Source organism: Parasulfuritortus cantonensis, from assembly GCF_004337445.1.
GTDB classification, from domain to species: domain Bacteria; phylum Pseudomonadota; class Gammaproteobacteria; order Burkholderiales; family Thiobacillaceae; genus Parasulfuritortus; species Parasulfuritortus cantonensis.
Map to the genome: position 1 here is coordinate 1 of NZ_SJZB01000041.1, position 22,311 is coordinate 22,311.

A 22,311-nucleotide genomic window follows, 5' to 3' on the forward strand; every position below is an offset into this window, starting at 1 on the left:
CATCAGCTCATCGAGGCCAAGGAAGCGGCCGACTCGGCCAGCCGGGCGAAGAGCGAATTCGTCGCCAACATGTCGCACGAGATACGCACGCCGATGAACGGCGTGCTCGGCATGGCGGAGCTGCTCATGGACACCCGCCTGGATGCCGAGCAGCGCGAATACGCCCGCATCATCCAGAACAGCGCCGCCTCGCTGCTCACCGTGATCAACGACATCCTGGACTTCTCCAAGATCGAGGCGCGCCGGCTCGACCTGGAGGAGATCGACTTCGACCTCCGGGCGATGCTCGAGGATACCGTCGACCTGTTCGCCATCCGGGCCGAGGAAAAGGGGGTCGAGCTGACCGGCGAGATTGGCCCCGAGGTGCCGGCCCAGGTACGCGGCGATCCCGGCCGGCTGCGCCAGATACTCAGCAACCTGCTCGGCAATGCGGTCAAGTTCACCGGCCAGGGCAGCATCGACCTGCGCGCCGAGCTGAGCCGGGAGAACGACGACCGCGTGCTGCTCCGGTTCACGGTGCGCGACACCGGCATCGGTATCCCGCTGGACAAGCAGTCGACCATGTTCCTGGCCTTCAACCAGGCCGACGCCTCGATCACCCGCAAGTACGGCGGCACCGGCCTGGGCCTGGCCATCTCCAAGCAGCTGGTCGACCTGATGGGCGGCGAGATCGGTTTCGACAGCCGGCCGGGCGAGGGCACCACGTTCTGGTTCACCGTCTCCCTGATCCGGCGGCCCGACGCCGGGATGGCGCCGGCCGCCACCGCCAGCGAGTTGGCGCGCCATGCCGGGACCCGCCTCCTGGTGGTGGACGACAACGCCACGAACCGGCGCATCCTGGCCACCTTCCTGGGCCGCTGGGGCTTCCGCCACGCCGAGGCGGATTCCGCCCGGGCCGGCCTCGACGCGCTCGAGGAGGCGGCGCGCGCGGGCGACCCCTACCGCCTGGCCATCGTCGACATGCACATGCCCGGGATGTCCGGCGAGGACATGGGTGCCCGGATCAAGGCCGACCCGGTTCTGGCCGCCACGCTGCTGCTCATGATGACCTCCGCGGGCCAGCGCGGCGACGGCCGGCGCCTGCACGACGAGGGCTTCGCCGGCTACCTGGCCAAGCCGGTCAAGAGCGACATCCTGTACGCCACCCTGGTGACCATCCTGGCCGGGCCGGTCGCGCGGCCCGACGCCGCGCCGCCGCCGCTGGTCACGCGCTACAGCGTGCAGGAACAGCGCCGCCTGCCCGGGCGCCTGCTCCTGGTGGAGGACAACCCGACCAATCAGAAAGTCGCCGAGGCCCTGCTCAGAAAGCTTGGCTATCATGACGTGACGGTGGCGGACAACGGCCAGGAGGCGATCGAGCGGCTCAAGCGGGACCACTACGACCTGGTCCTCATGGACTGCCAGATGCCGGTCCTCGATGGCCTCGAGGCGACCCGGCGGATTCGCGCCGCGGCGCCGGGCGAGTTCGACTGCCGGGTGCCGGTCGTCGCCATGACCGCCCACGCCATGGCGGAACAGAAACAGGAATGCATGGAAGCAGGCATGAACGACTATCTGAGCAAACCGGTCCAGCGCGAAGAGCTGGCGGCCATGCTGGCGAAGTGGCTGCCGACCGCAACGCCGGCGGCGCCGTCACCACCCGCACCGGTCGTGGCCGAGGTGCGCTCGGCGAGCTGGCAGCGCGCCGAGTTCATGGAACGGGTGATGGACGATGCCGGGCTGGCGGCCAGCGTGTTCGCCATCTTCGTCGGCGACCTCGACCGCCTGCTCGCTGAACTCGCCGAGGCGGGGCGGGCCGGCGACGCCGAGCGGTTCGCCTTCCACGCCCACGCCTTGAAGGGGGCCGCCCAGACGGTCGCGGCGACCGCCCTGTTCGAGGCCGCCCGGGAGATGGAGGGCCGGGCGCGCGCCGGACAACTGGCCGAAGCCCTGGCCCGCCTGCCCGACGCCGAGGCCGAGCGCCCGGTGCTGCGCCAGGTGGCGTTCGCGGAAGGCTGGCTGGCGGAGAGCGAGTCGGCGTGACGACGAACCGGCGGCCGTTCTTCCTCGACCTGCGCGTCATCGCCCTGCCGGTCGGCGGCTGGGTGTCCATCCTGCACCGCGCCAGCGGGGCCGCCCTGGCCCTGGCGGCCCCGGTCCTGCTCTGGCTGCTCATGCTCAGCCTGGCCTCGCCGGCCGGCTACGAGCGCGCGCGCACGTTCCTGGCCGGGGGCATCGGCGCCCTGTTCGCGCTTGCCGTGGCCTGGGCCACGCTGCACCACCTGCTGGCCGGCCTGCGCCACCTCGGCTTCGACGTCGGCCTCGGCGAGGCGCGCCTCGCGGCGCGCCGCTCGGCCTGGGCGGTGCTCGCCCTGGCCGTCGCCGGCACGGCCGGGCTCGCGCTCCGGTGGTGGCCGTGAAGACGGTCGGCGGCGCCCGCCGCGGTCTCGGCCTGTGGCTCGCGCAGCGCGCGAGCGCGGTCGTCATGGCGCTCTACCTGCCGGCGTTCCTGGCCTACGCCTGGGCCTCGGGCCCGCTCGATTACCCGGGCTGGCGGGCGCTGTTCGCGCCCCTGGCGAGCAAGGTCGCCGGCCTGCTGTTCGTCGCCGCACTCCTGCTGCACGCCTGGGTCGGCCTGCGCGAGATCTGCATCGACTACGTCCACCCCCTGGCCCTGCGGCTTCCGCTCCTGTTCCTGTTCGCGCTCGCCTACCTGGGCTGCCTGGCCTGGGCGGCGGACATCCTCTGGAGCGTTCCGGCATGATCGCCAAGCGGACGTTCGATGCGGTGATCGTCGGCGGCGGCGGTGCCGGTCTGCGCGCCGCCCTGCAGATGGCCCGGGCCGATCTCAAGGTGGCGGTCCTGTCCAAGGTGTTCCCGACCCGCTCGCACACCGTTTCCGCCCAGGGCGGCATCACCGCGGCCCTCGGCAACGTGTCCGAGGACGACTGGCACTGGCACATGTACGACACGGTCAAGGGCTCGGACTACCTGGGCGACCAGGATGCCATCGAGTTCATGTGCCGGAACGCCGCCAGCGCGGTGTACGAACTGGAGCACATGGGCCTGCCGTTCTCCCGTCTGGCCAACGGCAAGATCTACCAGCGCCAGTTCGGCGGCCAGTCGAAGCATTTCGGCGGCGAGCAGGCGGTGCGGACCTGTGCCGCCGCCGACCGCACCGGCCACGCGCTGCTGCACACCCTCTACCAGCGCAACATCGCCGCCCGCACGCAGTTTTTCGAGGAGTTCTTCGCCCTCGACCTGGTCCGCGATGCCGAGGGCTACGTCCTCGGCGTGGTCGCCCTGGAGATCGAGAGCGGCGAGCCCATGCTGTTCGAGTCGCGCGTCACCCTGCTGGCCACCGGCGGCGGCGCGCGCATCTTCCGCCATTCCACCAACGCCCACATCAACAGCGGCGACGGCCTCGGCATGGTCCTGCGCGCCGGGCTGCCGCTCGAGGACATGGAGTTCTGGCAGTTCCACCCGACCGGCATTCCGGAGGTCGGCTCCCTGATCACCGAGGGGGTGCGGGGGGAGGGCGGCTACCTGCTCAACAAGGACAACGAGAAGTTCATGGTGCGCTATGCGCCGAACGCCAAGGACCTGGCGTCGCGCGACGTGGTGTCGCGCGCCATCGCCCAGGAGATCCTGGCCGGGCGCGGCTGCGGTCCGCATGGCGACTACGTCCTGCTCAAGATCGACCACATCGGCGCCGACAAGATCAAGGAGCGCCTGCCGGGCATCCGCGAGCTGTCCATGCAGTTCGCCGGGGTGGATCCGTGCGAGGCGCCCATCCCGGTCACCCCGACCGCCCATTACATGATGGGCGGCATCCCGACCAATCTGCGCGGCCAGGTCGTGGCCCCCGAGCGTTATGGCCCGGAGGAGGCCGTGCCGGGCCTGTATGCGGTCGGCGAGTGCGCCTGCGTCTCCGTGCACGGGGCCAACCGGCTGGGCGGCAATTCCCTGCTCGACCTGGTGGTGTTCGGCCGTGCCGCCGGCGACCATGCCATCGAATACCTGCGCGAGAACCCCTTCCCGCGCGCCTTGCCGGGCGATTCGGTGGCCGCCAGCCTGGCCCGCCTGGCGCGCTGGGAGCGTCCCACGGGCACGGAACGCGTGCCGCAGCTGCGCGCCGAGATGCAGCGCATCCTGCAGGAACACTGCGGCGTGTACCGGCGGGCCGACCTGCTCGAAGCCGGCATCGCCAAGCTGGGCGGGGTCGAGGCACGCCTGGCGGACGCCTACGTCGAAGACCGTTCCAAGGTCTTCAACACGGCCCGCCTGGAGGCCCTGGAACTGGAGAACCTGTTGCCGGTCGCCCGCGCCACCCTGGTGTCCGCCCTGGCGCGCACCGAGAGCCGGGGGGCGCACAGCCGCGAGGATTATCCGGCCCGGGACGACGACCGCTGGCTGCGTCACACCTTGTACACCCGCGCGGCCGACCAGCTCGACTACAAGCCGGTCCGGCTGAAGCCGCTCACGGTCGAGACCTTCCAGCCCCAGGAACGGACCTACTGAGCCGCCGAGGCAGATGCGATGACAGACGGCCTCGCGCTTCCCAACTCCCCGTGTGCGTCGCCCGGCGGCCCGGCTGCTGCCGGCGCAGGAGGAGAGCAGGCATGAGATTCCGCATCTACCGCTACGACCCGGAGTCTGGCGCCCGGCCGCGCATGCAGGATTACGAGATCGCGTTCGACCCCGCCGGCAAGAAGGTGCTCGACGCCTTGATCGCCATCAAGGAGCAGCAGGACGAGAGCCTGGCCTTCCGGCGCTCCTGCCGCGAAGGGGTGTGCGGTTCCGACGGCCTCAACATCAACGGCGTCAACAGCCTGGCCTGCGTCACCGCCCTGGCGGGCCTGAAGGAGCCCATCGAGATACGGCCGCTGCCGCGCCTGGCGGTGATCCGCGACCTCGTCGTCGACATGGGCCAGTTCTACCGCCACTACCGTGCCGTCAAGCCCTACCTGATCAACCTCGATCCGGAGCCGGAATCCGAACGCCTGCAAAGCCCGGCGCAGCGTGCCGAGCTGGATGGCCTGTACGAGTGCATCCTGTGCGGCTGCTGCACCACCGCCTGCCCGTCGTTCTGGTGGAATCCGGACAAGTTCCTCGGCCCGGCCGCGCTGCTCCAGGCCTACCGCTTCGTCGCCGACAGCCGCGACCAGGCCGCCGACGAACGCCTGGACTACCTGGAAGACCCCTACCGGCTGTTCCGCTGCCACGGCATCATGAACTGCGTCGAGGTCTGCCCGAAGGGTCTCAACCCGACCGCGGCGATCGGCAAGATCAAGACCCTGCTGGTCAAGCGCTCGCTGTGAACGCCGAGCTCAACCGGCTGCGCTGGCGCTGCCAGCGCGGCATGCTGGAGCTGGACCACATCCTGCACGGCTTCCTGGAACGCCGCTACGCCACCGCGCCGGAGCCGGTCAGGGCCGCCTTTGCGACCCTGCTGGAGATGGAGGACGCCGATCTGTTCGATCTGGTGATGGGCCGGCGCGCCCCGGCGACTTCCGAGCAGGCCGGCCTGCTGGCGCTAATCCGCGGCCCGTACTGAGGCGGCGATCCCCTCCGCGGGCACCGGGGCCCCGAACAGGTAGCCCTGCATCATGTCGCAGCCGTGCACCCGGGCCAGGAAGTAGCGCTGCTCCTCGGTTTCCACGCCCTCGGCGACCACCCGCAGCCCCAGTATGTGGCCCAGGCTGACGAAGGCGGCGCAGATGGCGGCGTCGTTCTCGTCGGTCTCGATGTCCTTGACGAAGGAACGGTCGATCTTCAACTCGTCCAGGGGCAGTCGCTTCAGATAGGCGAGCGAGGAATAGCCGGTACCGAAGTCGTCGATGGAGAAACGGATGCCGCTGGCCTTGAGCACCTCCATGCGGGCCACCGTCTCGTCGATGTTGTCGAGCAGCAGGCTTTCCGTGATCTCCAGCACCAGGCGGTCGGGTGCCACCCCGGCCGCGTTCAGGTTGGCGAGCACCATGTCGACGAAGTCGGCGTGGTGGAACTGGCGCGCGCTGACGTTCAGCGACAGGGTGAGGTGCCGGGTGGCCGGTACGCCGGCCCATTCCTTCAGCTGCTCGCAGGCGCGGCGCAGCAGGTGCTGGCCGATGGCGACGATGAGGCCGGTCTCCTCGGCCAGGCCGATGAACTCGCCCGGCGCGACCAGGCCGCGCTCGGGGTGGCGCCAGCGCGCCAGCGCCTCGACCCCCAGCATGCGGCCTTCGGCGTCGACCTGGGGCTGGTAGTGGAACAGGAATTCACCGCGCAGGATCGCCCGGCGCAGCTCGCCCTCCAGCCGGGTACGCGACTCGACGGCCGCCTGCATGGCCGGGTCGAAGAACTGGTGCGCGTTGCGCCCGGCCGACTTGGCCTGGTACATGGCCAGGTCGGCGCGCTTGAGCAGTTCGTCGACGCCGACCGTCTTGTCCTGGAACAGGGCGATGCCGATGCTCGCCGTGGCATGGTGTTCGACGGCACCCAGGTGGTAGGTCCTGCGCAGGGTGTCGCTGACCTTTTCGGCCACCAGTTCGGCCTGGCCGGCGGCGGCGTCGGGCGAGGCGTCGAGGCCTTCCAGCATGACCACGAACTCGTCGCCGCCCAGCCGGGCCACGCTGTCGCCCTCGCGCATGCAGGCCTGCAGGCGATGCGCGACCTCGATCAGGAGGAGGTCGCCGATGTCGTGGCCGTGGCTGTCGTTGAGCAGCTTGAAGTTGTCCAGGTCGATGAACAGCAGGGCGCCATGGCGCCGGTTGCGTGCGCTCATGGCCAGGGCCCGCGACAGGCGGTCGATCAGCAGGCGGCGGTTGGGCAACTGGGTGAGGGCGTCGTAGAAGGCCAGGTTGCGGATGGTCTCCTCGGCCAGGCGGGCCTCGGTGATGTCCTGGCCGATGCAGGAGATGCCGACCGGCCGGCCGTACTCGTCCGGGATGACCATGTTGGCCCAGCGCACCCAGACCCGGCGGCCGTCGCGGGTCATGTTCTCGTTCTCGTTGTGCTGGAAATCCTCCGGGTGGCTCAGGATCGCGTTGATCAGGCGGCCCAGGTCCCGGTCCGAGTCGGACTCCCGTTCCGGCACGATGGTGCCGACGACGTGGCGGCCGAGTATCTCCTCGGCCTGGTAGCCGAAGAAACGCTCGGCGTATTCGTTGAAATAGGTCACCGTGCCGTCCAGGCCCACGCGCAGGACGATGGCATTGGCGTGCTCGACCAGTTCGCGGTACTTCGCCTCGCTCTCCTGCAAGGCTTGCTCGGCGAGTGCCCGTTCGTGGTTCTCGCGGCTGAGCTGGCGGTTCAGGCCGCGCACCTTGAACAGCACGGTCAGGGCGCCGGCCAGGAGGGCGGCCAGGCCGGCGAGGCTCCAGGGCACCCAGGCCGGGGTTTGCGGCGGGCTGGTGTCGTAGATGAACCCGGTCAGGTCGAAATCGGCCGGCAGCTTGTCCTGGCCGGCGTACACCTCGACGACGTGGCGCCAGCGGCCGGGGCTCTGGTAGCCGGGCTCGACGATGTCGGGACGGGTCAGTTCGCGGATCTGGGCGGCCTCGAACAGGAGATGCTCGCGCGACTTGCCCTGGCTGTTGTAGCGGTCGAGGATGAGGTCGACGACGGTCTCCGGATGGCCCAGCGCGTAGACCAGCCCCTTCAGGGTCGCGGCCCGGAATGCCTTGACCATGTCGGGATGCGCCTGGATGGTCGCCGCCGTGGTGAACAGCGTGTTGCCGTACAGGTCGATGCCGGCCGAGCGGGGCGTCAGGATCAGGTACTCGTGTTCATGGCCACGGATCCAGAACGGTTCGTTGGACAGGTAGACGACCTTGGCGGCGACCTCGCCGCGGTCGAGCGCGGCCATGGTCCAGTCGGTCTGCTCGACCAGATGGATGCGCGCGCGCGGGATGCCGGCCGCCAGCAGGTAGGCCTCGATCTCGTCCCGGCTGTGCGGGTCCGCGGCGACCGGCCGGCCGGCCAGGTCGTGCACGCTTTCGACGCCGTTGCGGCGCAGGGCGAGCAGGGCGATCGGCGAATGCTGCATCAACGCCGCCAGGCTGACCACCGGCCGGCCGCGGTAGCGGTCGACGACGAGTGCCGAGGTGCCGACGCCGAAGTCGGCATGGCCGTCGCACACCTCGCCGACGGCATCGATGCCGGGGCCGCCTTCCTTGATGGTGACGTCGAGCCCGGCCTGGCGGTAGTAGCCCTGGTCGAGGGCGGCGTAGAAGGCGGCGAACTCGAACTGGTGCTTCCAGATCAGTTGCACGGACACCGGCACCGGGGCGGCGCCCAGCGGCAGGGCGAGCAGGCAAAGCCGGAACGCGAACAGTAGGAGGACGAGGCGCCGTGGCGCGGTGATTGGAAGCATCGGGGCGGGCAAAATGCGCGGGGCGCGGGGTGCCGGTCGAATCCGGGACGGGACTGTCGAGACGAAAATGATACTTGAAGCGGCGCGCTCGGTGCAGCCGGTGGAAAAACTGCCCGGATCGGGCCGGATTTTCATACAATCGTTCTCAATCGTGTTCCTCAACGGGTATTTCGTCATGAGCCAACGTACCGTCACCCTCACGTTCAACGATACCGGCCACAGCATCGAGCTGCCGATCATGCAGGGCAACCTCGGGCCCGACGTGATCGACACCCGTTCGCTGAGCAGCCAGGGCATCCTGACCTACGACCCGGGCTTCATGTCGACCGCCAGTTGTTCGTCCAACATCACCTACATCGACGGCGATGCCGGGCTGCTGTACTACCGCGGCTACCCCATCGAGCAACTGGCCGAGCATTCCGACTTCCTGGAAGTGGCCTACCTGCTCATCCACGGCGACCTGCCCAATGCCGAGCAGAAGGAGAAGTTCGTCAACACGGTCACCCGGCACACCCTGCTGCACGACCTGATGTCCAACTTCTACCGCGGCTTCAGGCGCGACGCCCATCCGATGGCGGTCATGGTGGGTACCGTGGGCGCCATGTCGGCGTTCTACCGCGACTCCTCGGATTCCTTCGACGCCAAGCAGCGCCAGGTGGCCGCCTACCGGCTGCTCGCCAAGGTGCCTACCATCGCGGCCTGGAGCTACAAGTACAACGTCGGCCTGCCGTTCATGTATCCGCAGAACCGCTTCAACTACGCCGAGAACTTCCTCTACATGATGTTCGCGACGCCGGCCGAGGACTATGAGCCCAACCCCATCCTGGCCCGTGCCCTCGACCGCATCTTCGTGCTCCATGCCGACCACGAGCAGAACGCCTCGTCGTCCACCGTGCGGGTGGTCGGTTCCTCGGGCGCCAATCCCTTCGCCTGCGTGGCGGCCGGCATCGCCTCGCTCTGGGGCCCGCTGCACGGCGGCGCCAACGAGGCCACGCTGACCATGCTGGAGGAGATCGGCGACGCCTCGCGCATCGGCGAGTACATCCGGCGTGCCAAGGACAAGACCGACTCGTTCCGCCTCATGGGCTTCGGCCACCGGGTCTACAAGAACATGGACCCGCGCGCCGCCATCATGCGCCAGACCTGCCACGAGGTGCTCAACGAGCTGGGCCTGCACGACGACCCGCTGTTCAAGCTGGCCCTCGAGCTGGAGAAGATCGCCCTCGAGGACGACTATTTCGTCGAGAAGAAGCTGTATCCCAACGTCGATTTCTATTCCGGCATCGTCATGCGTGCCATGGGCATCCCGAACTCCATGTTCACCGCCATCTTCGCCCTGGCCCGCACGGCCGGCTGGGTGGCCCAGTGGATGGAGATGGTGTCCAGCGTGGAGCAGCGCATCGCGCGTCCGCGCCAGCTTTACACCGGTCCCGTCCGGCGCGATTTCGTCCCCATGGAACAGCGCACCTGATGCACGCCGGTTCCCCCGCGTCGCCGGTGCCGCCGGTTCCGCGGGCCGGCCCGCCCGGGCCGGGGGAACGGGGTTGTCGGGCCGCGGAGCGGCTAAGTCATGATTCTTTCGACCGCCTATTACGGTGCCAGCGCCGAATACCTGGCCGCCCTGGCCGACCCGGAACCGGTGCCCGCGCCGATGCCGGCGCCGCCGCCTGCCGGCCTGCTGGCGTTCCCGTCGCCCGAGTACCCGCTGCCCAGTTGCGACAACCGCCAGGTCGCCGTGCTGCAGCTCATCAACGCCTGGCGTTTCCACGGTTTCCGGAGCGCCGACCTGGACCCGATCGGCCATCGCGAGGCCGTCGCGGTACCGGAACTGTGCCCGTCCTACCACGGCCTAGACGACGCCGACCTGGGTGCGGAGTTCGACACCGGCTCCCTGGCCGGCCCGGCCCGCGACAGCCTGGCCAACATCGTCGCCCGCCTGCGCCGTGCCTACGGCGGCACCCTGGGCGCCGAGTACATGTATCTCACCGACACGGTGCGCAAGCGCTGGCTGCAGCAGCGCCTGGAGACGGACGCCGACTGGCAGGCCCCGGACGGCGCCCGCCGGCGCTGGCTGCTCGGCCAGCTGACCGCCGCGGAGACCCTCGAAAAGGTCATCCATACCCGCTACGTGGGCCAGAAGCGCTTTTCCCTGGAAGGCGGCGAATCGTTCATCCCGCTCCTCAACTACCTGCTCGAACTGGCGGCCGGGGCGGGCGTCGAGGAGGTCGGCCTGGGCATGGCCCACCGCGGCCGTCTCAACGTCATGCACAACGTCCTCGGCCGCTCGGCGCTGACCTTCTTCGACCACGAGGACAGCGCGGTGCCCGAGGGCGCCCTGACCGGCGACGTCAAGTACCACCAGGGTTACGCGCGCGAGGTGGCGACCCTGGCCGGGCCGATCCGGGTCGCCCTGGCCTTCAACCCCTCGCACCTGGAGATCGTCGGCCCGGCCGTGCTCGGCTGGGTGCGCGCCCAGCAGCAGAAGCGCGCCGACATGGACGGCGGCAAGGTCCTGCCCATCCTGGTCCACGGCGATGCCGCCATGGCCGGCCAGGGCGTGGTGATGGAATCGCTCAACATGTCGGCGACGCGCGGCTTCACCACCGGCGGCACCATCCACGTGGTGATCAACAACCAGATCGGCTTCACCACCTCCGACCCGCGCGACGTCCGCTCCAGCCTCTACTGCACCGACGTCATGAAGATGATCGAGGCGCCCGTGCTGCACGTGAACGGCGACGATCCGGAGGCGGTCCTGCGGGCCGTGCGTCTGGCCTTCGACTACCGCATGGCCTTCCATCACGACGTCGCCATCGACCTGGTCTGCTACCGGCGCCTGGGCCACAACGAGCAGGACGAGCCCATGGTCACCCAGCCGGCCATGTACCGGCGCATCCGCGAGCACCCGCCCGTGCGCGCCCTCTATGCCGCCGCCCTGCGGCGTGCCCGCGAGCTGCGCGCGGGCGAGGAAGAGGCGATGGTCGAGTCCTGCCGGACGGCGTTCGACGCCATGCCGGAGGCGCCCGAGCGCCCCTACACCCCCTACATCGCCGACTGGCGGCCCTACCGCGGCAACGACTGGCGCGCCCCGGCGGCCACCGCCATGGCGCTCGACCGCCTGCAGGCGCTTGGCGCCCGCCTGGCCGAGGTGCCGGAGGGTTTCGAGCTGCATCCGCGCGTCATCATGGTCCTGGGCAACCGGCGCCAGATGGCCGAGGGCCGCCTGGCGGTGGACTGGGGCATGGCCGAGTCGCTCGCCTACGCCGGCCTGCTCGGCGAAGGCCACGGCGTGCGCCTGACCGGCCAGGACTCGGGGCGCGGCACCTTCTTCCATCGCCACGCCGTGTTGCACGACCAGAACCGCCAGCGCTGGGACGCCGGCGTCTACCTGCCGCTGCAGAACCTGGCACCCGACCAGGCCCGTTTCCTGGTGGTGGATTCCCTGCTCTCGGAGGAGGCGGTGCTGGCGTTCGAATACGGCTACGCCAGTTCATCGCCGGCCGAACTGGTGGTCTGGGAAGCCCAGTTCGGCGATTTCGCGAATGGCGCCCAGGTCGTGATCGACCAGTTCGTCGCCGCCGCCGAGGCCAAGTGGGGGCGCCTGAACGGCCTGGTCATGTTCCTGCCGCACGGCTACGAGGGGCAGGGGCCGGAGCATTCCTCCGGGCGCATCGAGCGCTTCCTGCAACTGGCCGCGCAGGACAACTTCCAGGTCGTCCAGCCCTCCACGGCGGCGCAATTCTTCCACCTGCTCCGGCGCCAGGTCCTGCGCCCCTACCGCAAGCCGCTGGTGGTGTTCACGCCCAAGAGCCTGCTGCGCCATCCCGACGCCGCCTCCGACCTGGCCGAGTTGGCCGAGGGCGCCTTCCGGCCGGTCCTGGGCAGCGCCGAGGCGGCCGAGGACCCGGCCGTCACCCGCCTGGTGGCCTGTAGCGGCCGACTCTATTACGACCTCGCGGCGCGCCGGCGCGAGCGCGGCCTGCGTCAGGTCGGCCTGATCCGCATCGAACAGCTGTACCCCTTCCCCGACCTCGAACTGGTCGCCGAGCTGGACCGCTACCCGAACGCCGAGGAGCTCGTCTGGGCCCAGGACGAGCCGCAGAACCAGGGCGCCTGGCGCTACATGGCCTGGCGCCTGCGCCAGGCCATCGACTTGCCGGTCCGCTATGCCGGCCGGCCCGAGTCGGCTTCGCCGGCGACCGGCTTCGCGAGCATGCACAAGGCCCAGTTGGAGGCCATCCTGGAGACCGCCCTGGGGCGCTGATCCGGCATCATGGCCATGCGCGGCTACTCCAGCATCAGCTTCAGGCTGTCCTTCCTGATCGCCCTGCTCATCCTCGCCACCGGCGGGTTGATCGGCTGGCTCAGCATCCACCAGTTCACGCGGGACATGGAGAACACCGAGCGGCGGGCGCTGAACTATTCCGCCCGCGCGGTCGGCGAGCACTTCCGCGACGCGGTGGTCAAGCAGCTCAGCCGCGACGTGCTCACCCTGGACGGCGAGCCGGACCTGGCCCGCCTGGGCGTATGGGCACGGGCCGGACGGCCGACGGCGGAGACGCGCCGGCATGTCCGCGAGGTGTTCGACGCCCTGATCCGGAACCGCCCGGAATACCTGAGCGTGCACTTCGTCGGCGTCGGCGACGGCGGCCGCGAACTGGTCCGGGTCCAGCGCGATCCGGCGACCGGGGCGATCGGCGGCGACGACGGCGTCCTGCCGCGCCTGGGCAACCGTCCCGAGTATCGGCTCGGCATCGCCCTGCCGTTCGGCGAGGTCTATTTCAGCGATATCGGCCTGCGCCGGGAGGCCGGCCGCATCGCCACCCCGCACCGGGTGGTCATCCGGGCGGTGACGCCGGTGCACGACGCCGACGGCGAGCCGCTCGGCATCGTCATGATCGAGCTGGACATGTGGTCGGTATTCGAGGAGATGCGCCGCACCCTGCTCGCGGAGGAGGGCTACTACCTGTTCAACGAGCGCGGCTATTGCCTGGTCGCCCCGGCCGGGCAGGCCTGTGGCTTCGGCTTCGAGTTTCCCGGGGTCGGCGAGGGTGCGGAGCTCGACCGCTACCTGCCCACGCTCGGGCGGGTGATCCTGAACGGCATTCCCGAGGAGACGACCCTGGTCGACCGCCTGGCCCGGCCGCGGCCGGTGGTGGTCGGGGCGCGCAGCCTGGCCCTGGACGGCGGCCTGACCGAACGGCGCATCGTCCTGGTGGTCACGGCGCCGTACGAGACCGGTGCCGTGACCCTGGCGACGGCGGGCCGGGCCGGCGTCACGACGGTCCTGCTGCTGCTCGCCGGCAGTCTGCTGGCCTGGCTCGCCGTACGCGGCATCACCCGGCCGCTACGCCAGATGACGGCCTCGGTCGAGGCCTTCGCGGCCGGCCGCGGCGACCTCGACCTGGCCAGCGACCGGAGCGACGAGGTGGGCATCCTGGCGCGCGCCTTCGTGGCCATGCGCGGCCAGGTCCGCGAGCGCGCCCAGCGGGAGGCGGAGGAGCGTTCCCGACTGATGGTGGAGAGTGCCAACACGGGCATCTTCGGCCTCGACCGCGAGGGCCGCATCAGCTTCGTCAACCCGGCCGCCGAGCGCATGCTCGGCTACAGCGCGGCGGAGATGCTCGGCCGCTCCGCCCATGATCTCTTCCATTCCCGGCGCGCCGACGGCTCGGTCTATCCGGTCGACGAGTGCCCGAAGACGGTCGCCATCCGGACCGGCCAGTCGCAGCGGGCGCCCGAGGAGGTGTTCTGGCGCAAGGACGGCAGCGCCATGCCGGTGTCCTACACCGTGGCGCCGCTCAAGCGCGGTTCGGGTGAGGAGGGCGTGGTCGTCACCTTCGAGGATCACACCCAGGAGGCGGCGGCGCGCCGGGCCCTGATCGAGGCCAAGGAGGCGGCCGAGGCGGCGACCAAGGCCAAGAGCGAGTTCCTGGCCACCATGAGCCACGAGATCCGCACCCCGATGAACGGCGTCCTGGGCATGGCCCAACTGCTCGAGGAGACCGAGCTGGACACCGAGCAGCGCGACTATGTCGCCACCATCACGCAGTCCGGCAACGCCTTGCTCACGGTGATCAACGACATCCTCGACTTCTCCAAGATCGAGGCCGGCCGCCTGGGCCTCGATCCGATCGCCTTCGACCTGCGCCGGTCGGTCTACGACGTCGCCCGCCTGCTCATGCCGCGGGCCGCGGAAAAGGGCCTGGAACTGGTGGTCGGCTACGACGAGGGTTGCCCGGTGCAGGTGCTCGGCGACGCCGGCCGGGTCCGCCAGGTCCTGCTCAACCTGGCCGGCAATGCGGTCAAGTTCACCGAGCACGGTCACGTCCTCATCGAGGTGCATTGCGAGGCGGAGCCGAACGGCGACCGCATCGGCGTCCGCATCGCGGTCTCGGATACCGGCATCGGCATCCCGCACGAGGTCCAGGAACGCCTGTTCGAATCGTTCACCCAGGCCGACTCCTCGATGTCGCGCCGGTACGGCGGCACCGGCCTGGGCCTGGCGATCAGCCGCCGCCTGATCGGCCTGATGGGCGGCGAGATCGGCCTGGACAGCGAGCCCGGGCGCGGCTCCACCTTCTGGATACGGCTGTCGCTGCCGGTCGTCAGCGCCATCCCGACCCTGCCCGCCGCCGAATTGCGCGGCCGGCATGCCCTGGTGGTGGACGACCTCGAGGTTAACCGGCGCATCGTCGAACGCATGCTCGAGCACTTCGGCATGACGGTCGAACATGCCGACAGCGGTGCCGCCGCGCTCGACCGCCTGCACGGGATGGCGACGGGCGGCCGCCGCTTCGACGTTGCCATCCTCGACTTCATGATGCCGGCCATGGACGGCGCCGGGCTGATCCGGAGCATGCGCGCCGATCCCGACCCGGCCATCGCCGACCTGCCGGCGGTGCTGCTCTCGTCGTCCGGCCAGAAGGGCGACGCCGACTACTACCGCCGGCTCGGCTTCAACGGCTACCTGCCCAAGCCGGTCGAGGCGGGCAGCCTGCAGCGCGTGCTTGCGGCCGTGATGGGGCTGGCCGGGCGGCGCGAGCACCTGGTCACCCGACACCTGGTCGAGGAGGCCGCCGCCAGCGCCGCCGGAGCGGCCGCCCTGCACGGCCGGGTGCTGCTGGTCGAGGACGTGCCGACCAACCAGAAGGTGGCGACCCTGATGCTCAAGCGCCTGGGCCTCGGCGTCGAGCTCGCCGAGGACGGCGCCCAGGCGCTGCAGGCATGGCGCGCGCGCGACTACGGCCTGATCCTGATGGATTGCCAGATGCCGGTCATGGACGGCTACGAGGCGAGCCGGGCCATCCGGCGCCTGGAGGCGGAGTCGGGGCGGCCGCGTACCGCCATCGTCGCCCTCACCGCGCACGCCCTCCCGGCCGAGCGCGACCGCTGCCTGGAGGCCGGCATGGACGACTTCCTGTCCAAACCGTTCAAGCCCGACGAGCTTGCCGGCGTCCTGGCGCGCTGGCTGCCCGGTTCCGATCTTCCCCCTGCCCAGGGACCGGCCGCCGCAGCGGGCGCCGGGACGGCGGCGGGCGTCCTCGACGCCACGGTCCTGGCTGAACTGCGCGAGGGCCTGGGCGACGATTTTCCCGCCATGGTGAAGGTGTACCTGGACTCGACGCCGGGCCTGCTCGCCGAACTTACCGCGGCGGTCGCCCGCGCTGACGCCGCGGAGGTGGCCCGTCTTGCGCACGGACTGCGTTCGTCGAGCGCCACCTTCGGCGCCCTGCGCCTGGCCGAACTGGCCCAGGCCCTCGAGACCCACGGCCGCGCCGGCGAGGTTGCCGACGCCGTATTCGCCGACCTGGAGGCCGAAGCGGCCCGGGTCGCCCAAGCCCTCACCAGCTTACCGAAAGAACTTTGACCATGTGGTTCAGAAACCTGCAGCTGTATCGCCTGCCGGCCGGCACCCGGCTGGATCCCGAAACCCTGGCCGGCAAACTCGCCACCCGGCCGTTGACGCCCTGCGGCGGGCTGGACCGGCAACACCTGGGATGGCGCCCGATCCGCGCCGAGGAAGACTACGTCTTTGCCCTGGACGGCCAGGTGCTGATCGCCCTGGGCATCGAGGACAAGCTGCTGCCGGCCTCGGTGGTCAAGCAGATGGCCGAGGAAAAGGTGGCCGAGGTCGCCGCCGCCGAGGGCTACCGCCCGGGCGCCAAGCGGCGCCGCGAGATACGTGAGCAGGTCGAGGACGACCTGCTGCCGCGGGCCTTCAGCAAACGCACCACCGTGTATGCCTGGCTCGACCCGGTGCACGGCTGGCTGGCCGTGGACGCCGCCAGTACCGGCAAGGCCGAGGCGGTGGTCAAGCTGCTTGGCGAGAGCGCGCCGGAATTGGCGCTCACCCTGCCGCACACCCAGCTGTCGCCCGGCGCGGCGATGACCGGCTGGCTGGCGGCGAACGAGGCCCCGAGCGGTTTCAGCATCGACCGCGATTGCGAACTGCGCCTGCCCGGCGAGGACCGCGCCACGGTGCGCTACGTCCGCCATGCCCTCGATGGCGAGGAGATCGGCGGCCATATCGCCGCCGGCAAGCAGGCGACCCGGCTCGGCCTGACCTGGTCGGATCGAATCTCCTTCATCCTGACCGACAAGCTGGAGATCAAGCGCCTGCAGTTCCTCGACATCCTCAAGGAGGCGAGCGAACAGGCGGAGGACGCCGAGGCGATGTTCCACATCGAATTCGCCCTGATGACCGGGGAACTGGCCCGCCTGCTCGCCGATCTGGTCGACGCCCTCGGCGGCGAAGCCGAGTAGGGCGGCCACCGGGGACGCCGCCACCGACCCCGCGGCGGCGTCCGCGGGGCGGCTGCGGGCAGACCGGTGCCCGTGGCGCGCACGCGCGAAGCCGGCCCGGCCCCGGCCGCCATCCGGCTGTACAGCGCCCCGCCCGATGGGCGGCCGGGGACACCCGCGCGCAACCTCCCGCTGCAAACCGTGCGCCGGATTGGAACGGAAATTGCACGTATCCCCCTTGACTACCGGTTCGAGTGGAAAACCAAGTAGTTCTGTCGGGTACGGTGCAAACATTTCGGACAAATGCCCGACAACCGACAAAACCACTCAAGTATTGTGGTTATATTTTCATCTGAGAGGAGAAGTTGAAATGAACGAGTTCTACGTGGAAAGGCTCCCGAACGAAAACGGTGACCATGTTGTTCACAAGCACGGCTGTCCGTCGCTGCCGGCGAAGGAAAAGCTGCGTTACATCGGCGTCCGCAGCAGCATGGCGGCGTCGCTTCGGGAAGCGGCCCATTTCTGGTACTCCAGTTCCGCCGCGTGCCCGCACTGCATGGGGAGTTGAATGAAGCTCCGGCAATGAGCTGAGTTCGCGCCCATGAACTGGTCGATCAGGCGGCAGGCTCGCCTGCATCGACCAGTTTTTCCGGTCGCTCCGCCGACCCATCCGACCTGATCGGGTTTGATCGCCGTCGGCGACGCCCGGTCCGCTGTCTCCGCCCCCCGCCCGGTCGACGCCGGCATGGCGGCCCCTTCAGATCACATCCCCACCCTGTTGTTGACGCGGCCTGCCGCCTTCGGCGCCGGCCCGCGAACGCGAGGCGATGGTTGTCGCAGGCCGCCATCCCGACCGCCCGAATCCCCGGCACGGGCCGACCCGGATGGGTCGGGGCGCGCGCGCCTACCGTTGCCCGAGGGCGAAAAAAAACCGCGCCGGAGCGCGGTTCTGGAAAGGGCGGCCGGAGGCCGCCGGGTCATCACCGTCAATCGCCGTTGGGGCCGTTGTGGCAGTCGTAACAGGTCACCTTCTGGCCGGCACTGTAGGTTACGGTCTTGCCTTCCACGCTGAAGCTGCGCGCCGCCTTGGCCGTCGACAGGGCGCTGCCGCGGTAGTCGGCGCCGTGGCAATAGGCGCACGCGGTCTTGTTGCTCTCGGCGTAGGACTCGTGGCCGCTCACCCAGGCGGAGCCGATCGTGTGCATGCCGTGCGGGCCGCCGGTGGCGGTGAGCGGAACGCTCTTGTGGCAGGCACTGCACTCACCGATGGTGCCGCTGCGGCCCTGCACGTCGTTGGCCAGGACGTTGTCGTTGCGGTGGCTGCTCGGGTACTCGGCGTGCGTGGCGCCGTGGCAGGCCTCGCACTGCAGGCTGCCGTGACCGCTGCTGAACCGGTACAGCGAGAAGCCGGCGGCCGGGGCGTTGGCGTTGGTGGCGTACCGGTTGTCCAGCCAGACCTTCAGGATGCCGGTGCTGCTCACGGCGCTCAACTCGCGCTGGCCGTCGTGGTGGCAAGCCTGGCAATTGGGTTCGTCCAGCCAGCCGACCCGCCCTGACCGGCCGACGTTGGACATGGTGCCGTGGCAGCTCTGGCAGTCGATCGTGGGCTTGCCGTTGGCGTCCACCGCATTGCCCATGACGCCGCGCAGGCACTTCGTCTCGGAGCCCGGGTGGCACTGGTAGCAGGACGAGCGGTTGGTGATGCTGTCGAGCATCACGCCGCTGGCCGGGTCCTTGACTGTGGCGTGGTGGCCGTGGATCGCCTCGGTAAGCGGCTTGATGCCGGCGACGCCGGTGCCGGCGAGGGCGTTCGAGGCGTGGCAGGATGCGCACAGGACCGGCTTGCCGGCGTCCGCCGTGGCGAGCAGGCCGGCGGCGTCGTAGCCCTTTCCGGCCAGGGCACTGGCGTAGGCGGCGTCCGCGGCCTGCTTCTCGTCGTGCAGGCGCAGGATGTTGCGCTTCCAATCCCGCTCCGGCAGGCTGGCGTCGTTCACCCAGCCGGCCTGCGGCTTGGCGGCGGCGTCCGAATTGGAGGCGTGACAGCTGGAGCAGCTCATCTCGTCGGAGACGGGCAGGACGACGCGGGCCTGGGCGAGCTGCTTGCCGCTGGCGTCCTTGGCCACCACCTTGACCATCGGGTAGGTGTTCTTGTGGAAGCTGTCGTCATAGGGGGTGATCGGGATGCCGTCGGCGACGAATTGCCTGGCGGCGCTGTCGTAGGCCATCGGCTGCGGGGTCAGGCTGGCGGTCTTGTTGCCGGTCAGGCCGGTATCGGGCGCCGGGCTGACGCCGAAGAAGTTCTCCACGTACTGCCAGAAGTTGGTCTTCGTCGAGGAGATGGTGTTGATCGAGCCATCGGCGTCCGCCATGGCCTCGTAGGTCAGCGTCACGCCCTGGGTCACCAGCTTGTTGGTGCCGCTGTCGACCAGCTGGGCGTGCAGGTTGTTGTAGGGCGGCAGGATGGCGAACACCGAGTAGTCGCCGTCCATGCAGTGCATGCCGAGGTCGTTCCAGGCCAGCAGCGTGTAGGTCGACGACGTCGTCGTGGTGCCGGTCTGCACCACCACCGGGACGACCACCTTGGAGTAGCGGTCCTTGACCGTGACGTAGGTGCTGCCGACCTTCTTGGCCGTGATCTTGACGTCGGTCTTCGACACCGTCGCGCTGGCGACGCCCGTGTTGGCGACCGAGACGGACAACGACGTGCGGGCGTTGCCGATCTTGACCGTGGCCGATTGTCCGGGTGCCAGGGACACGGAACTGGGTGTGGCGGTGAGGCCCGAGGTGCTGCCGGCGCTCGGAGCGGCGCTGCTCGAGCCGGTGACGCTGACGGCCACCTTCGCCGTGGAATGCTTGTTGCGTACCGTGATGGTCGCCTTGCCGGCCGCCCTGGCGGTGATCGTCAGCGCGCTCCCGGACATGGAGACGCTGGCGACCTTGCGTTTGGAGGTCGTCGCTTTGATGCTTCCTTCGGCGTTGTATACCTGCAATGTCGCCAGGTCGCCGACCAACATGTTGACGCTGCTCGCCGATACGGACAGTTTCTCCGACTCCGTCTCGGCCAGCGCCGTCATCCAGGGCATGACCAGTACGATCAGCCACCACCACGCATGCGTTCGCTTCATCTCACGATCTCCTCAATCAAACCTCCCACGGGCGGAAGGCATTTGGCGACAACCCCATCCCTGACCGGGCTTTTGTTCAGAATACGTGTGAAAAAATCCCACGTCAATCGGAAGTTGCTGTCTTTTTCGGGCGGCCGGCATATGATCCCGGCAACGGCCAGGACGGGGTCGGGCGCGACGTCGCGGCGTCGGGCCACCTAGATGGCCTTTGTTTTGGATTCGGGTCGGCCGGGTCATCGTGCGGTCGGGCCGTCCTGTGCCCGGCGCGGCGTTTCGCCGGGCACGGTTTCGGCGCCTGTGCGCTTATGTGTGTAAAGTTTGCACACATGATATTATTTGGGCATGAACGTAATGCTGACCGTGCAATTCGCCTCTCATCCGGCGCTGGTCCAGGCGGTGCAACGCCTGCTGCGGCCTCTGGCGCGCCTATTGATGTCGTTCGGCATGGACTTCCCGGCCTTCGCCAACCTGGCCAAGGCGGTGTTCGTGGACGTCGCCGCACGCGACTTCCCGAGCGAGGGTGGGGCGATCACCGACAGCCGGGTCAGCCTGCTCTCGGGCGTGCACCGGCGCGAGGTGAAGCGCCTGCGTGCCGAGTCGCTCCAGCACCAGGCGCCGCCGCCGGCGGTTTCGCTGGGGGCCAGGGTCATCGCGCGCTGGTGTGCGGAGAACGCCTTTCTCGATCACCGGCGCCGCCCGGCGCCACTGCCGCGCCTGGCCAGCGCCGGCGGCGAGGTGTCCTTCGAGAGCCTGGTCGCCGGCGTCAACAAGGATATCCGGCCGCGCGCCGTGTTGGACGAATGGCTGCGCCTGGGTGTCGCCCGGCTCGACGAGGATGACCGGGTCCACCTCGCCGAGGAGGCGTTCATCCCGGCCCGCGGTCTGGAAGAGAAGATGTTCTACTTCGGCAAGAACGTCTCCGATCACCTGGCCGCCGGCGTCCACAACCTGGCCGGCCAGACGCCGGCCTTCCTGGAACGCTGCGTCTACTACGACGGCCTGTCGGACGAGTCGGTCGAGGCGTTGCGCGAGCTGACCCGGGAACTGGCGGTATCCGCCCTCCAGGAAGTGAACCGCCAGGCGCTCCGCCTGCAGCAGCAGGACGCCGACCGGCAGGGCGCGAAGCGGCGCATGACCTTCGGAACCTATTTCTACGCCGAGGACGAACTGGGGCATGGCGCGGGCAACTGAGCGGGCGCTCGCCCGCATCTTCGGTGCCCTCGCTGCGACCCTGTTCCTGGCGCTGTCCGCCTGGGCCAACCCCTGCGCCTTGCCGGAAGGCGGCCTGCCGTTCACGTCCGGCATGGGCGGCACCGGCATCGACTCCGGCACCGGCATGGGCGGTACCGGGCTGGGCGGCGACGGCATGGGGGGCACCGGCATCAGTTCGGGTACCGGCATGGGTGGGACCGGCCTGCGTGCCCAGGGTGGCATGGGTGGGACCGGCATCGATTCGGGCACCGGCCTGGGCGGGACCGGCCTGCGGGCAGAGGACGGGATCGGCGGCTCCGGCATGGGTGGCACGGGGCGGCGCGCCGACGGCAGCGGCATCGGCGGCACCGGCGTGGTCGGCATCATCACCGGTTTCGGCAGCATCTGCGTCAACGGCCTCGAGATCCACTACGACGCCGGGACGCCGGTGACCATGGACGGCCGTTCCGCCTCGGCCGGACAGCTGGCGATCGGGCGCCTCGTTTCGGTCGATGCGGTGGGCGGGGGCGCCTCGCTGCGGGCCCGCCATATCGAGCTCAATTCCGCCGTGGTCGGCCCGGTCGACTGGTCGGCCCCCGGCGGCCACGCCTTCATGGTGCTCGGCCAGACGGTGCACCCGGCGTCCGGCGTCCGGGCCCCGCAGGCGGGCGAGTTCGTCCGGGTCGACGGTTTCCGCAGCCCGGACGGCAGCCTGTTGGCGACCCACGTCGGGCGCCTGCCGGCGGCCCGGACGGTCAGCGTGACCGGGGTCGTCGAGGCGAGCAGCGGCCGCACGGTGCGGATCGGCGGCCTGACCGCGGTGGGCGTCGACCACGTGGCGACCGGAACGCCGGTGCGCCTGACCGGCCGGCTGGCGGCCGGCGGTGTCCTGGAGACCCAGCGTACCGAACTGGC

General features: G+C 69.8%; 15 protein-coding genes. 13 read left to right on the forward strand and 2 right to left on the reverse strand.

The genetic code is table 11. The annotated features are described in order from the left end of the window. The 6 genes from EZJ19_RS10650 to EZJ19_RS10675 form a co-directional block, all read left to right on the forward strand. On the forward strand, positions 1 to 2,022 hold a 2,022-nt coding region (locus EZJ19_RS10650), incomplete at its 5' end, for a hybrid sensor histidine kinase/response regulator (RefSeq protein ID WP_131447410.1). Beyond that, positions 2,019 to 2,399 (forward strand): succinate dehydrogenase, cytochrome b556 subunit, encoded by a 381-nt coding sequence (gene sdhC, locus EZJ19_RS10655; protein WP_131447412.1) that lies wholly within the window; start codon positions 2,019 to 2,021, stop codon positions 2,397 to 2,399. The genes EZJ19_RS10650 and sdhC, both read left to right, overlap by 4 nt. After that, complete coding sequence (gene sdhD / locus EZJ19_RS10660) at positions 2,396 to 2,743, forward strand: succinate dehydrogenase, hydrophobic membrane anchor protein (protein WP_165873551.1); 348 nt, start codon at positions 2,396 to 2,398, stop codon at positions 2,741 to 2,743. Before sdhC ends, sdhD begins: the two co-directional genes overlap by 4 nt. Next, on the forward strand, positions 2,740 to 4,500 hold the full coding sequence (sdhA, locus tag EZJ19_RS10665) for a succinate dehydrogenase flavoprotein subunit (RefSeq protein WP_131447416.1): 1,761 nt from the start codon (positions 2,740 to 2,742) through the stop codon (positions 4,498 to 4,500). The genes sdhD and sdhA overlap by 4 nt, the downstream gene beginning before the upstream one ends. A gap of 101 nt (positions 4,501 to 4,601) precedes the next feature. Continuing rightward, positions 4,602 to 5,300 (forward strand): succinate dehydrogenase iron-sulfur subunit, encoded by a 699-nt coding sequence (locus EZJ19_RS10670; protein WP_131447418.1) that lies wholly within the window; start codon positions 4,602 to 4,604, stop codon positions 5,298 to 5,300. After that, positions 5,297 to 5,536, forward strand: coding sequence for an FAD assembly factor SdhE (locus EZJ19_RS10675; protein ID WP_131447420.1), 240 nt, complete (start codon positions 5,297 to 5,299; stop codon positions 5,534 to 5,536). Before EZJ19_RS10670 ends, EZJ19_RS10675 begins: the two co-directional genes overlap by 4 nt. Here the strand turns inward: EZJ19_RS10675 and EZJ19_RS10680 are convergent. Then, positions 5,516 to 8,335, reverse strand: coding sequence for an EAL domain-containing protein (locus EZJ19_RS10680; protein WP_165873552.1), 2,820 nt, complete (start codon positions 8,333 to 8,335; stop codon positions 5,516 to 5,518). The two genes, EZJ19_RS10675 and EZJ19_RS10680, sit on opposite strands and share 21 nt — an antisense overlap. 175 nt (positions 8,336 to 8,510) lie before the next feature. On the opposite strand from EZJ19_RS10680, the gene gltA reads away from it, so the two are divergent. From gltA to EZJ19_RS10705, 5 genes are all read left to right on the forward strand, one after another. After that, the gene (gene gltA / locus EZJ19_RS10685) at positions 8,511 to 9,806 is read left to right on the forward strand and encodes a citrate synthase (RefSeq protein WP_131447424.1); all 1,296 of its coding nucleotides are present in this window, start codon (positions 8,511 to 8,513) and stop codon (positions 9,804 to 9,806) included. A 99-nt stretch (positions 9,807 to 9,905) separates the two neighbouring features. Further along, a complete protein-coding gene (locus tag EZJ19_RS10690; RefSeq protein WP_131447426.1) occupies positions 9,906 to 12,599 on the forward strand; it encodes a 2-oxoglutarate dehydrogenase E1 component in 2,694 nt (897 codons plus the stop codon). 15 nt (positions 12,600 to 12,614) lie between these two features. Further along, positions 12,615 to 16,205 carry a response regulator gene (locus EZJ19_RS10695; protein ID WP_131447428.1) on the forward strand — a complete coding sequence of 1,197 codons (3,591 nt, stop codon included), beginning with the start codon at positions 12,615 to 12,617 and terminating at the stop codon, positions 16,203 to 16,205. 2 nt (positions 16,206 to 16,207) lie between these two features. Beyond that, positions 16,208 to 17,101 (forward strand): recombination-associated protein RdgC, encoded by an 894-nt coding sequence (locus EZJ19_RS10700; protein ID WP_131447430.1) that lies wholly within the window; start codon positions 16,208 to 16,210, stop codon positions 17,099 to 17,101. Between the two features lie 349 nt (positions 17,102 to 17,450). Further along, positions 17,451 to 17,648, forward strand: coding sequence for a hypothetical protein (locus EZJ19_RS10705; protein ID WP_131447432.1), 198 nt, complete (start codon positions 17,451 to 17,453; stop codon positions 17,646 to 17,648). A gap of 418 nt (positions 17,649 to 18,066) precedes the next feature. Here EZJ19_RS10705 and EZJ19_RS10710 read toward each other — a convergent pair whose 3' ends face one another. Beyond that, positions 18,067 to 20,205: a multiheme c-type cytochrome gene (locus tag EZJ19_RS10710; protein WP_206199405.1), complete on the reverse strand. Its 2,139-nt coding sequence runs from the start codon at positions 20,203 to 20,205 to the stop codon at positions 18,067 to 18,069. A 342-nt stretch (positions 20,206 to 20,547) separates the two neighbouring features. Here EZJ19_RS10710 and EZJ19_RS10715 point away from each other — a divergent pair, with 342 nt between their 5' ends. Beyond that, positions 20,548 to 21,396: a DUF6502 family protein gene (locus EZJ19_RS10715; protein WP_131447434.1), complete on the forward strand. Its 849-nt coding sequence runs from the start codon at positions 20,548 to 20,550 to the stop codon at positions 21,394 to 21,396. Further along, a partial coding sequence (locus EZJ19_RS16640; RefSeq protein WP_276320110.1) for a DUF5666 domain-containing protein occupies positions 21,380 to 22,311 on the forward strand: 932 nt, incomplete at its 3' end. The genes EZJ19_RS10715 and EZJ19_RS16640, both read left to right, overlap by 17 nt.